We start from the raw sequence: 12,407 nt of genomic DNA, 5'->3' as shown, positions 1-12,407 counted from the left end.
CGCCGAGGTGGCCCCGAGGTCGCGTTCGAGCGATTCGGTGGGCCGCCTCGGGGGAGGTCGGATCGTGGCGCTGGGTTGCCGCGGTGAGGGTCAGACCTTAGCGGGCAGGGTCGTGGGTTTGAAGGCGAAGCGGGAGGATTCGTAGGCGACGATCTCGTCTTCCTTGGCCAGGGTGAGGCTGATGTCGTCGTGGCCTTCGAGGAGGCGCCAGCGCGTGTAGTCGTCGATCTGGAAGGATACGGTGACGGTGTCGCACGTCACGGTCTTCTCATTGAGATCCACGGTGATCGAGGTGCCGGGATGGTTCTCGAGGATCTTCCAGATCAGTTCGATGTCGGCCTGTTCCAGCTGGGCGGCCAGCAGGCCCTCCTTGCCGGAGTTGCCGCGGAAGATGTCGCCGAAGCGGGAGGACAGGACGACGCGGAAGCCGTAGTCCTTGAGTGCCCAGACGGCGTGCTCACGGGAGGATCCGGTGCCGAAGTCGGGGCCGGCGACGAGAACGGAGCCGTTCGCGAAGTCCGGGTCGTTGAGAACGAAGTCGTCGTTGGTCCGCCAGCGGTAGAACAGGGCGTCCTCGAAGCCGGTGCGGGTGACGCGCTTGAGGAACTTCGCGGGGATGATCTGATCGGTGTCGATATTGGATCGGCGCAGAGGAACGCCGATGCCGGTGTGGGTGGTGAAAGCTTCCATGGCTCGTCCTCCTTCTTCAGTCGTTCGCCGAGACGGGTGTCAGGTTGAGGGACAGGCGGTTGTCGGCCCATTCCACGGGTTCGGCGTCCCGCGGCAGGTCGGCGACGTCGCCCGGTGAGGACAGGGTTCCGCGCACTGCGGTTGCCGCGGCGACGAGCGGGGACACGAGGTGGGTGCGTCCGCCCTTGCCCTGACGGCCTTCGAAGTTGCGGTTCGAGGTCGAGGCGCAGCGTTCGCCCTCTGCCAGCTGGTCGGGGTTCATGCCCAGGCACATCGAGCAGCCGGCGAAGCGCCATTCGCCGCCGAAGTCCTTGAAGATGACGTCGAGGCCCTCTTCTTCGGCCTGGAGGCGGACCTTCGCGGAGCCGGGGACGACCATGAAGCGGACGTTGTCGGCCTTCTTGCGTCCGCGGACCACCTCGGCGGCGGCCCGGAGGTCTTCGATCCGGGAGTTCGTGCACGAGCCGAGGAAGACGGTGTCGACTTCGATCTCGCGCAGCGGGGTGCCCGGCGTCAGGCCCATATAGGCCAGTGCGTTGGCTGCGGAGGCCTTGTCGTTCTCGTCGGTGAAGTCGTCGGGGCTGGGCACGGAGGCCGACAGCGGCAGGCCCTGGCCGGGGTTCGTGCCCCAGGTGACGAAGGGTTCGATGTCTTCGGCCTTGAGGACGACCTCGGCGTCGAATTCCGCGCCTTCGTCGGTGTAGAGGGTCTTCCAGTATTCGACGGCGGCGTCCCAGTCAGCACCTTCGGGGGCGTGCGGGCGGCCTTTGACGTATTCGAAGGTCGTCTCATCGGGGGCGACCATTCCGGCGCGGGCGCCGGCTTCGATCGACATGTTGCAGATCGTCATCCGGGCTTCCATCGACAGCTGACGGATGGCCGAACCGCGGTATTCGAGGACGTAGCCCTGTCCCCCGCCGGTGCCGATCTTCGCAATGATGGCGAGGATGATGTCCTTCGCGCTCGAGCCTTCGGGCAGGTCGCCGTCGACGGTGATCGACATCGTCTTGAAGGGCTTGAGGCTCAGCGTCTGCGTGGCGAGCACATGTTCGACCTCGGAGGTGCCGATGCCGAAGGCGAGCGCTCCGAAGGCTCCGTGAGTGGAAGTGTGCGAGTCGCCGCAGACGACGGTGGTGCCCGGCTGAGTCAGGCCCAGCTGCGGTCCCACGACGTGGACGATGCCCTGGTCGGCGTCGCCAAGGCTGTGCAGGCGGATGCCGAATTCCTCAGCGTTCTTGCGCAGGGTGTTGATCTGCGTGGCCGAGGTGGGTTCGGCGATCGGCTTGTCGATGTCCCAGGTCGGGGTGTTGTGGTCCTCGGTGGCGATGGTGAGGTCGGGGCGGCGCACGGGGCGCCCGGCGAGTCGGAGTCCGTCGAAGGCCTGCGGGCTGGTCACCTCGTGGACGAGGTGCAGGTCGATGTAGATAAGGTCCGGCGCACCGTCAACACCTCGTGAGACGACGTGATCGGCCCAGACCTTCTCGGCCAATGTGCGTGGCATGGTTCCTCCCGCCGGTGCAGGGATCTCTGCACCCGATGTAGACCTGACGGGCCGCGGTACGGCACGTCGATGAACTGCTGAGTGAGCACTGGAGTGAGTGCGTATTCGAAATCTACTCGCCCGTATCGCAATGCGAACTTGCATCTCGCCCACTGAGACGCGCACAATAGTGCCTATGACAAGCAATGGTAGCGGCGTCGGGGTCATCGACAAGGCCGCAATGGTTCTCTCCGCACTTGAGGCCGGACCCGCCTCTCTCGCCGAATTGGTGACGCTGACCGGACTGGCACGCCCCACTGCCCACCGCCTGGCTGTTGCCCTCGAATTCCACCGCATCGTCGGTCGCGATCTGCAGGGACGATTCGTCCTCGGCCCGCGTCTGGCCGAGCTGTCCTCCGCTGCCGGCGAGGATCGCCTGCTGGCCGCGGCCGGCCCCGTTCTGGGTCAGCTGCGCGACCAGACGGGCGAGTCCGCTCAGCTCTTCCGCCGCCAGGGCGATCTGCGTCTGTGCGTGGCCGCAGCCGAGCGTCCGGTTGGTCTGCGCGACTCCGTGCCGATCGGCGCGACCCTGTCGATGCGCGCCGGATCCGCCGCTCAGGTGCTGTTGGCCTGGGAGGAGCCGGACCGTCTGCACACGGGCCTGCGCGGTGCCCGGTTCTCCGCCACCATGCTCTCCGGTGTCCGTCGCCGAGGATGGGCGCAGTCGATCGCCGAACGTGAGCGGGGCGTCGCCTCGGTGTCGGCCCCCGTGCGCGGGCCGAGCAATCGTGTGGTCGCCGCCGTCTCGATCTCCGGACCCGTCGACCGGCTGACTCGCCAGCCCGGTCGCCTGCACGCGAAGTCGGTCATCGACGCTGCGCGTGCGCTGACCGAAGCACTCGTGCGCGGCTGAGCAACGCACTTGTGCGCGGCCGAGCGCCGCTGAACTCTTCGCGACAGTCCGCGGGCCCGGGAGATCTCTCTCCCGGGCCCGCTGTCTGTACTATGGCCCCATGATCGCCGCCCAGAGACGCAATATCATCGTCGACACGATCGAGAGAGACGGCGCCGTCTCCATCACTTCCCTATCGGAGAAGCTCGACACTTCGGCCGTGACCATCCGCCGCGACCTCGATCAGCTCGCCGAGGAGGGCAGGCTCGTCCGCACCCACGGCGGTGCTGTTCTCGCGTCGAGCGCGCGGGAGTCGAGCTATGCGGAGAAGCTCGAGCAGGCCCTGGCCGAGAAGACGGCGATCGCTCGCGCAGCGGCGACGCGGGTGCGCAACGGCGATGTCGTGGCGCTCGGTCCCGGGACGACGACCGAGCTGTTGGCCAAGGAGCTCGTCACGCGCTCAGGTCTGCGCGTGGTGACGAATTCTCTGCTCGTCGCCGAGGCTATGGTTTCCTCCCCCGACAATGAGGTCATCGTCGTCGGCGGTCTGCTGCGCCATTCCATTCGCGCCTTTGTCGGCGGCGGCACTGTGTCACAGCTGCTCGGGCTGCGCGCCGATACCGTCTTCCTCTCCGGCAACGGCTTGGCCGCGGACTTCGGTCTGTCGACTCCGGCGTTCCCCGTCGCCGATACTGACCGGGCGATGGCCGCTGGGGCGGGGCGCGTCACCGCGCTCGTCGATCACACGAAGGTCGGACTCCGGTCGTCGGTGCTCACCGTTCCGACCGAGCAGATCCAGCAGCTCATCACCGATTCGAAGAGCTCCGAAACCGAGCTCACGGCCCTGCGCGAGGCCGGCGTCGAGGTCGAAGTCGTCTGACCTTTTGACCAAACGATCAAAACTGTTCAGGTTCGATCACTAGCGATCAAGCTCACAATCCTCTAAAGTGTCCACTCGGGTGTCACACACCACACGCAGCCATGCGCTGACGCACTTTGAAGACATGCACTGACGCATATGGAGGAACCTTGGAAGCAATCCGCTTGGACGCACAGTGGATCGACTATCTGCTGATAGCGATCTACTTCATCTTCGTCCTCGGCATCGGGTGGTTCGCCAAACGCGGCGTCTCCTCGAGCATCGAGTTCCTCCTCTCCGGACGGAGCCTTCCGGCTTGGGTCACGGCTCTCGCGTTCGTCTCGGCCAACCTCGGCGCCGTGGAGATCATGGGTATGTCCGCCACTGGCGCGCAGTACGGCATGCCGACGATGCACTACTTCTGGATCGGCGCGGTCCCCGCGATGCTGTTCCTCGGTGTCGTGATGATGCCCTTCTACTACGGTTCGAAGGTCAGATCCGTGCCCGAGTTCATGCGCAAGCGCTTCGGCACCGGTGCCCACCTGGTCAACGCGTTGTCGTTCGCGATCGCGCAGATCCTCATCGCCGGCGTCAACCTGTTCCTGCTGGGCACGATCGTCAATCGTCTGCTCGGATGGCCGCTGTGGATCGCCCTCGTCGTCGCTGCCGTGATCGTGCTCTCCTATATCACGCTCGGCGGGCTCACCGCGGCGATCTACAACGAGGTGCTCCAGTTCTTCGTCATCGTCGCAGCTCTCCTGCCGCTGACGATCATCGGGCTCAATCGCGTCGGCGGCTGGGAGGGCCTCAAGGAGCGAGTGAGCAGCGACGGAATGCTCGGCGCCGAGCAGCTGAGCAGCTGGCCGGGCGAACAGCTCTCCGGCTTCTCCAACCCGGTGCTCTCGGTCGTCGGCATCGTCTTCGGGCTCGGCTTCGTGCTCTCCTTCGGTTACTGGACGACAAACTTCGTCGAGGTCCAGCGGGCCATGGCGTCGAAGTCAATCAATGCGGCGCGGCTGACGCCCATCCTCGGCTCCTTCCCGAAGATGCTCATCCCCTTCATCGTCATCATCCCCGGCATGATCTCCGCTGTCCTCGTGACGCAGATGACGCAGTTCAAGCAGATCGCGTCCACCGTCGACGAGGCGACCGCGATCGAACAGACGGGCGTGACGTATAACGATGCGCTCCTGCTGCTCATGCGCGAGGTCCTGCCGAACGGTCTGCTGGGCATCGCGATCGCGGGTCTGCTCGCCGCGTTCATGGCGGGAATGGCCGCGAACATCTCCGCGTTCAACACGGTCTTCAGCTATGACCTGTGGCAGCAGTACGTGGTCAAGGACCGGGAGGACGGCTACTACCTCAAGGTCGGCCGCTACGCCACGATCGGCGCCTGCATCGTCGCGATCTTCACTGCCCTCATCGCCGGCAACTTCTCCAACCTCATGGATTATCTGCAGACGCTGTTCGGCTTCTTCAACGCACCGCTGTTCGCCACTTTCATCCTCGGTATGTTCTGGAAGCGGATGTCGGCGACCGCAGGTTGGGTCGGCCTGGTCGGCGGCACGCTCTCCGCCGTGGCCGTGTTCGTCCTCGCCGAGACCGGAGTGCTCGATCTGCCCGGTCAGGGTGCGGCATTCCTTGCCGCCAGCACCGCGTTCGTCGTCGACATCATCCTCTCCGTGATCGTCACCTTCAGGACTGCGCCGAAGCCGGCGCATGAGCTGCGCGGGCTCGTCTATTCGGAGACTCCGAAGACCGACCTCGAGGATCTGGGCGAACCGAAGCCCCCGGTCTGGAAGCGTCCGGTGCCCATCGCGGGAGTCGCCTTGGTCCTCGTCATCATCCTCAACGTGACCTTCGGGTGAAGGAGCCAGTGAACACCATGAGCAAAGCAAACGAACTGACGAAGACCGCAGGCGCCTTCGACATCCGCAACTTCATCGGCGTCCTGCTGGGGATCTTCGGCATCATCCTCACGATCGCCGGGATCGTCGGCTTCACCCCCGATGAGGCGGAGCGCACCGGCGGAATCGATGCGAACCTGTGGACCGGGATCGGCCTCATCATCGCCGCAGCCGTCTTCCTCATCTGGGCGAAGCTGCGTCCGATCCGCATCATCGAGACTCCCGACGACGATGCGGACACCGGCACCGAGGCGGCCCCCGGCACGAACTGATCCCCGGAGTCTGCGTGGGGTCGGTTCAGAGCCCGACCATCGCGGTCACGACCTCGGGGACGTCTGCGGCCGGCACGGCCGTCGAGGCGTTCTCGAGGACAAGAAGCCGCGCCCCCGGAATCTCACGGGCGATCGCTTCACCATTGCCCACGGGAAAGAATGGATCAAGGCGTCCGTGCACGACCAGCGTCGGCACCTTCAGCTGCGGCAGGCGTTCCCTCCACCGAGGCTGGCAGTCGAGGCGGGAGAACACCATTCCGAGCTGATCGGCCAGGTGAGTCTCCGGATCCGTGTCCTGCGTCCGCTGCCAGATTCGCGCTGCGACTTCACGGGCCTCGTCAGCATCGTTGCCGAGGATCCGTGCGCCTTCGGCCATAAAGTCGGCCGCCGAATCGACATCCGTCCAGTCCGGCAGCGGACGGGAGAAGAGCGGCTCCATCGTGGCCTGATCATGATCCGGCAGGTCATCGTCGACTGGCCCGGGAGCGACCGGTCGGGTTCCGATGAGCGTGAGTGCCGAGAACGTGTCCGGATGGTCGAGAGCCGCGACCTGCGCAATCATCCCGCTGATGCCGATTCCCGCCAAATGAGCGGGCCGCTCGTCGAAGGCACGAGCGAGTGCGGCGGCATCGGCGGCGAGGTCCCGCAGTGTGTAGTCCGGTGATTCGAGGTCACCATGACTCGAGGCGCCGGCATCACGGAGGTCGCAGCGCACAACATGGCGTCCCTGCGCTGCCAGTTGCTCGCACAGGGCATCGGGCCAGGACAGCATCGTCGGGGCGCCGAGGCAGAGGACCAGTGGCGCATCCGGCTCACCGAACTCGTCGACGCCGAGGCTCACTCCATTGACGTCGCAGATGTCCATACCGCTCGCCCGCCTGTCTGAACCTATCGCGTCTCCATCGACCGTCGCGTCGGCCACAGTCGACTGAGGTTCCAGCATGAACCGCGGAGGTTCGGAGAGTCAACGGTCGCTCGACCTGGTCTGCCGCCTGGCGAAACTGCGGCCCGACCGAGGCCGGACCTCAGTCGAACCGGGCGGCGCCCCGTCCTGCACTGACGGCGAAGATGTCAGGTTCCCGAAAACCGTGCTCGGCGAAGGCCGCGGTGACGGCGGCGCCGACTTCGTCAACCTGGTCTGCATGGATGAGTGCGATCCCGGAGCCGCCGAAGCCTCCGCCGATCATCCGAGCTCCAAGTGCCCCGGCGCCCATCGCGGCCGTCACTGCCACATCGAGTTCGACACAGGAGACCTCATAGTCGTGCGCCAGGGATTCGTGGGAGGCGACCAGCAGGTCGCCGATGGCACGGATGCGTGCGTCATGGTCGCCGCCGGTCGAGCGTTCATTGTCTTCGAGCAGTTCGACGGTGGCCCGGACTCGCGCGTTCTCGGCGATGACGTGTCGAACGCGCTTGCGCTGTTCTTCGGTCAGCTCGCTCAGGTCGACGTCATCGGCGAGTTCCCGCAGGCTGTCGACGCCGAAGAGAGCGGCGGATTCCTCGCAGGTCTTCCGCCTGGCCCCGTAACCGCTTTCGCTGTGCGAGTGCGAGACCTTCGAGTCGATGACGAGGAGTCGGAGTCCTTCGGCGTCGAGGTCGAAGGGAATCTGGCGGGCGCTGAGGTCCCGGCAGTCGAGGAAGAGCGCGTGCCCGGCCTCGGTCATGATCGAAGCGGCCTGGTCGACGATGCCCGTCGGTGCACCGACGAAGTCGTTCTCGGCACGCTGAGTCAGCAGTACCTTCTCCCGGTCGTCGAGGCCGAGGTCGAACACCTCGTCGAGGGCGATGAGCACCGCAACCTCGAGTGCATGTGATGACGACAGTCCGGCGCCGACGGGAACGGTGGATTCGATATAGAGGTCGACCCCGCCGACGATCGTGCCTGTGGTCTTCGCGATCTCATCGACGACTCCCGCTGCGTGGCTCAGCCAGCCGGGCAGGGTCCCAGGCACGAGCTCCGCAGCCGTGAACTGGCCGGACAGACGCTGCCCGGTTTCATCGCGATGATCAGAGACGATGCGGATGCTCTCCCCGCCCCGAGGCGGCTCTACAGTTCCCGTCCCCACGACGTCGTCCTCGCCTCGTCCTTCAGAGCTGCCCTCGGGTCGCTGACCGATGGCGACGTACACGGCCCGGTCGATGGCGATGGGCAGGACGAACCCGAGGTTGTAGTCCGTGTGTTCGCCGATGACGTTGACACGTCCGGGCGCACGGAAGGAGCCGAGCGGACGGTACCCGAACAGGGCCTCGAACTCTTCGGCGAGATGATCGGGGGTCGGGGCCGCCACGGTCGTCGACGTCTCGGCGCTCATCGTCGATCCCCTTCCGTCGCGGTCGCGGCGCTGTTCGCGGTCACTGAGCTGCTCGCACTCGCGGTCACGGCCACCTCGGCGAGGGGTTCCAGGGTCACCGCACGCAGCCTGGCTGCGGTCTCCTCGGCGGAAACGTCGCCGACGAAGGCACCCATGGCGGCCTCCGACCCGGCGAGGAACTTCAGTTTGTTCTCAGCTCTCCTCGGGCTCGTGATCTCGAGGTGGAGCCATTCGGCGCGACGGTCGGCGCTGTTGACCGGCGCCTGGTGCCAGGCCGCGATATACGGTGTAGGACTCGGGTAGAGGCCGTCGATGCGCTGCAGCACTTCCGGGTAGACGCGGGCCAGGTCGTCGCGTTCGGTCTCGTCGAGTTCGTCGACGCTTCCGACCTGGCGGTGCGGCACGATGTGGACTTCGATCGGCCAGCGGGCCGCGAAGGGCACGAAGGCGGAGAAGTGGTCGGTTTCGAGGATCATCCGCTCCCCTGCCTCACGCTCTAAGGCGAGCACGTCGCCGAGCAGCGGTCGCCCGGTTCGGCGCAGGTGATCGTGCGCCCGTGCCGAGGTGATCGCGGTGTGCGGGGTGACATAGGGGTAAGCATAGATCTGTCCGTGCGGGTGATTCATCGTCACCCCGATCTCCTCCCCGCGGTTCTCGAACATGAAGACCTGCTCAATGCCAGGCAGGGCGGAGAGTTCGGCAGTTCGGTTGGCCCAAGCGTCAATGACTGTGCGGGCACGGGCGGTGCCGAGCCCGCCGAAGGAGCCGGTGTGCTCAGAGGAGAAGACGACGACTTCGCAGCGGCCGTACCCGGGTCCCGACAGCGCAGAGGTCACGGTGTCGGCGGAGTCGGCGGCCGCCTCGGCGAAGGTGGTGTCCACCGCCCGGGAGGAGGGAACATCACCGAGGCCGGGGCCGAGTGAGGGAAAGCGATTCTCGAAGACGGCGACGTCGAAGTCAGCAGCCGGGATCTCTGTGGGACGGTCTGGCGTCGACGGGCACAGCGGACATTCGGCGGCGGCGGGCAGGTGGGTGCGGGTCTGTCGGTGCGTGGCCACGGCGACCCATTCGCCGGTGAGGACGTCGAAGCGCAATGTGCCGCTGTCGGGTCGCGAATCGTTTGGCCGGGGGTCGGCGGCGATCAACGGTGCAGGTGAGTCGTGGTCCTGGTAGAACAGGATCTCGCGACCATCGGACAGGTTCGCCCTTTGATGCGACGCTGGCATCAGACCTCCCAAAAGTTATCATTTTCGATCATAATGCTAACATCTGGCGGCTCAGATCGGTGCGGACAGCGTAGAATATCTGCAACTGTTCTTCCCGCGCTCGAGCACCTTGGAGACCCATGACCGCCACCATCGAACTCGCCTGCGACGAGTCAACGGCGGCCATCTCCCCCATCGGTGCGAGCCTGGTTCGCTTCAGCGTCGGCGATCGTCCGATCGTGGTGCCGATGAACGCCTTCGACGGAGCCGTGCTCGCGCCGTGGCCGAACCGGATCGACGGCGGCCGTTTCGACTTCGCCGGCGACAGTCATCAGTTGCCGATCACCGAACCCGAGCGCAATACCGCACTGCATGGCCTCGTCGCCGATGTCGAATGGTCCGTGGTCGAGCGCACCGAGTCGACGGTCAGCCTCGAATACGCGCTGGAGCCGACGGAGGGGTACCCGTTCGAGTTCAGCCTGCAGGTGGATTTCGAACTCGCCGAGGCGGAGCTGCGTATGCGTGCACGTGCCCTGAACACGGGGTCCGCTCCCGCCCCGTTCGGCTTCGGTTTTCACCCGTGGCTCTCGGGCGGGGCCGGTGAGCTCGTCGATGAGGCGCAGCTTGTCATTCCCGCTGCGCATTGGTATGAGACGAATGAGCGGCTCATACCCACGGCCGTTCGTCCTTTCGATGACGGTACGGCGGTCCCTGCCGATCACGTCTCCGATGATTCCGCATGCATGGTCTGCAAGGATTTCCGGGCATTGCGTCTGATCGGCGGAACGGTCCTCGATGATGCTTTCGGGCAACCTCGGCGCGGTGACGACGGGTGGTCGCGGGCACGGTTGAAGGGCACAGATCTGCGCGAGGTCATCGTCGGGATGGGGCCCGGTTTCCGAACCTGGCAGACATGCACGGGTGACGGGCTCGACGAGGATCTGGCGCGGCGGGCGATTGCGATCGAGCCGATGACGTGTCCGCCGAATGCCTTCGCCGCGGGCGAGGCAGGCGTTGACTTCGATGTCGTCGCACCAGGTGACGAGCTTGTCGTCGAGTGGAGCATTGCGCTGACCGGTGTCGATGACGAGTCCGAAGCCTGAGTCAACGCTTCGCTGTTCCTCCCAAAATGACAGTCACCCTGCCACGTGTCTGTGCATCCTGATAGGTTGCGACTACAGGCAGATATCAGGCGAGCGTGCCCTGCCCTGGGTGCGTTCCTTTCGCGAGAGGGACACAATGTCGACACCGCAGAACCCGAACGACCCGAACAGCAGCTCGGCTGAGCAGAACCTCGACGGCCAGAACCCGAGCGCCGGAGACCAGACGGAGAGTGCCCAGTCCGCCGCGGACCAGTCGGCGCAGAATCCTCAGAACGCTCAGTACCAGGCGGGTCAGGATGCACAGGCATCGCAGCAGGGTCAGGACGCGCAGTTCCAGCCCGACCAGCCCACCTACCAGCAGGGCACCTATGATCCCAATGCCTACCAGGCACAGGGTCAGAAGTACCAGCAGGGCGGATATTCGCAGCCCGGCGCTTATCAGCAGGATCCCTATCAGCAGGGTGCCTACTCTCAGGGAGCGGCGCAGCAGCAGGCTTATGGTCAGCCAGCCTACGGTCAGCCAGCGTATGGGCAGGCGCCGCAGTCGACTCCCCCGCAGGCCGGGTTCTTCAAGTCGCTGTTCGACATCCGCTTCGACAACTTCATCGCAGTGAAGTGGGCGGGCTTCATCTACATCATCGCGATCGTGGTCGCGGCCCTGTCCTATCTCGGCACCATCGTCGCCGGCATCACCACGGGAATCGCCGCGGGTTCGGCATCGAGCTACCTCAGCGGCGGACCGAGCTTCAGTGTGCTGCCGCTGATCCTGTCGATCATCTTCGGCTGGATCATTCCGGCGCTGTGGGTCATCGGCGTCCGTCTCGTGCTCGAGCTCATCGTCTCCAACATCAAGACGGCTGAGCACACGAAGCGCATCGCCGATTCCGTCTCACGCTGAACCCGATTCCACGCAAACATCCGACTGACGACTCAACCACGTCGGGAAAGTCTGGACTGGTCCTGTGACAAGGAAGTTCGCTGATGAGCGAGTATGTTGATTGGCCAAACGGGCATGACGAGCCAGTGGGTCTCACCGTGCTGCTGCCGGGGAGGAACTATCCCGCGACGATGCCGTTGCTGACCTTCGCGGGCCGAACAGCCGTACAACACGGCTGGCACGTTCGTGCGGTGTCATGGGACGCGCCCGACCTCGACACTGAAGCCACCGTCGAATGGGTCGGGACACAACTGGCGGAGGCAGTCGGCGACTTCGAGGGTCGGGTCTTGGTCGTCGGGAAGTCGCTGGGCACTTGCGGGGCCGCCTATGCCGCCGCGCGAGACTATGAGGCCATATGGCTGACTCCCCTGCTCCATCTGCCGCAGGTGGTCCAGGCGATGTCTGACAACACAAACCGGCAGATGCTCATCGGCGGCACAGACGACCCAGCATGGAATCCTGACGCAGCGCGCTCAACCGGGGGTAAGATCACCCAGATCGATGACGCCGATCATGGAATGTTCACTGACGACGCAGTGCGATCTGCGGAGATACATGTCGAAGTGACGCGTGAGATCAGCCGGTGGCTCGGAAACACATAGGTACTGCCACTCGAACGCCTGTGAATTAGAGTGAGCCCCGCACCGAAATTCGATGCGGGGCTCAACCGTACCCCCGAGCAGATTCGAACTGCCGTTACCGCCTTGAGAGGGCGGCGTCCTAGGCCACTAGACGACGGGGGCTTAGAAC

Annotated in this window: 12 protein-coding genes and 1 tRNA gene; 7 read left to right on the top strand and 6 right to left on the bottom strand. The window is 65.3% G+C overall.

Translation table 11 applies throughout. The features are described 5' to 3' along the window. Positions 1–90: 90 nt before the first annotated feature. Both leuD and leuC read right to left on the bottom strand, forming a co-directional pair. On the bottom strand, positions 91–690 hold the full coding sequence (leuD, locus tag BEP01S_RS12815) for a 3-isopropylmalate dehydratase small subunit (RefSeq protein ID WP_039211008.1): 600 nt from the start codon (positions 688–690) through the stop codon (positions 91–93). A 16-nt stretch (positions 691–706) separates the two neighbouring features. Next, complete coding sequence (gene leuC, locus BEP01S_RS12810) at positions 707–2,191, bottom strand: 3-isopropylmalate dehydratase large subunit (RefSeq protein ID WP_062243866.1); 1,485 nt, start codon at positions 2,189–2,191, stop codon at positions 707–709. A 175-nt stretch (positions 2,192–2,366) separates the two neighbouring features. Between leuC and BEP01S_RS12805 the strand changes: the two genes are divergently transcribed. From BEP01S_RS12805 to BEP01S_RS12790, 4 genes are all read left to right on the top strand, one after another. Beyond that, the gene (locus BEP01S_RS12805; RefSeq protein WP_025777351.1) at positions 2,367–3,083 is read left to right on the top strand and encodes an IclR family transcriptional regulator; all 717 of its coding nucleotides are present in this window, start codon (positions 2,367–2,369) and stop codon (positions 3,081–3,083) included. A gap of 100 nt (positions 3,084–3,183) precedes the next feature. Then, entirely contained in the window at positions 3,184–3,942 is a 759-nt protein-coding gene (locus BEP01S_RS12800; RefSeq protein WP_062243863.1) for a DeoR/GlpR family DNA-binding transcription regulator, read from the top strand. Positions 3,943–4,091: 149 nt separating this feature from the next. Further along, complete coding sequence (locus tag BEP01S_RS12795; protein ID WP_062243860.1) at positions 4,092–5,789, top strand: sodium:solute symporter family protein; 1,698 nt, start codon at positions 4,092–4,094, stop codon at positions 5,787–5,789. 17 nt (positions 5,790–5,806) lie between these two features. Then, on the top strand, positions 5,807–6,100 hold the full coding sequence (locus BEP01S_RS12790; RefSeq protein WP_039211285.1) for a hypothetical protein: 294 nt from the start codon (positions 5,807–5,809) through the stop codon (positions 6,098–6,100). A 25-nt stretch (positions 6,101–6,125) separates the two neighbouring features. On the opposite strand, the gene BEP01S_RS12785 is transcribed toward BEP01S_RS12790, so the two are convergent. The 3 genes from BEP01S_RS12785 to galT form a co-directional block, all read right to left on the bottom strand. Next, entirely contained in the window at positions 6,126–7,043 is a 918-nt protein-coding gene (locus tag BEP01S_RS12785; protein WP_244882225.1) for an alpha/beta fold hydrolase, read from the bottom strand. Between the two features lie 82 nt (positions 7,044–7,125). After that, a complete protein-coding gene (locus BEP01S_RS12780; protein WP_052240071.1) occupies positions 7,126–8,412 on the bottom strand; it encodes a galactokinase in 1,287 nt (428 codons plus the stop codon). Continuing rightward, positions 8,409–9,638 (bottom strand): galactose-1-phosphate uridylyltransferase, encoded by a 1,230-nt coding sequence (gene galT / locus BEP01S_RS12775; RefSeq protein WP_062244364.1) that lies wholly within the window; start codon positions 9,636–9,638, stop codon positions 8,409–8,411. The genes BEP01S_RS12780 and galT overlap by 4 nt, the downstream gene beginning before the upstream one ends. Before the next feature lie 119 nt (positions 9,639–9,757). Here galT and BEP01S_RS12770 point away from each other — a divergent pair, with 119 nt between their 5' ends. The 3 genes from BEP01S_RS12770 to BEP01S_RS12760 all read left to right on the top strand — a co-directional run bounded on the left by BEP01S_RS12770 (position 9,758) and on the right by BEP01S_RS12760 (position 12,259). After that, positions 9,758–10,720 carry an aldose 1-epimerase family protein gene (locus tag BEP01S_RS12770; protein ID WP_062243855.1) on the top strand — a complete coding sequence of 321 codons (963 nt, stop codon included), beginning with the start codon at positions 9,758–9,760 and terminating at the stop codon, positions 10,718–10,720. Between the two features lie 136 nt (positions 10,721–10,856). Further along, positions 10,857–11,618, top strand: coding sequence for a DUF4282 domain-containing protein (locus BEP01S_RS17240; protein ID WP_039211019.1), 762 nt, complete (start codon positions 10,857–10,859; stop codon positions 11,616–11,618). A gap of 83 nt (positions 11,619–11,701) precedes the next feature. Next, positions 11,702–12,259, top strand: a complete 558-nt coding sequence (locus BEP01S_RS12760; RefSeq protein ID WP_062243852.1) for an alpha/beta hydrolase — start codon at positions 11,702–11,704, stop codon at positions 12,257–12,259. Between the two features lie 68 nt (positions 12,260–12,327). On the opposite strand, the gene BEP01S_RS12755 is transcribed toward BEP01S_RS12760, so the two are convergent. Beyond that, positions 12,328–12,400: transfer RNA gene (locus tag BEP01S_RS12755), tRNA-Glu, on the bottom strand. Positions 12,401–12,407 lie beyond the last annotated feature (7 nt).

Origin of the sequence: Brevibacterium epidermidis NBRC 14811, assembly GCF_001570805.1 — a bacterium.
Lineage (GTDB): Bacteria > Actinomycetota > Actinomycetes > Actinomycetales > Brevibacteriaceae > Brevibacterium > Brevibacterium epidermidis.
Note: the sequence above shows the minus strand (reverse complement) of the source record. Positions and strands in the feature narration are given on the sequence as shown.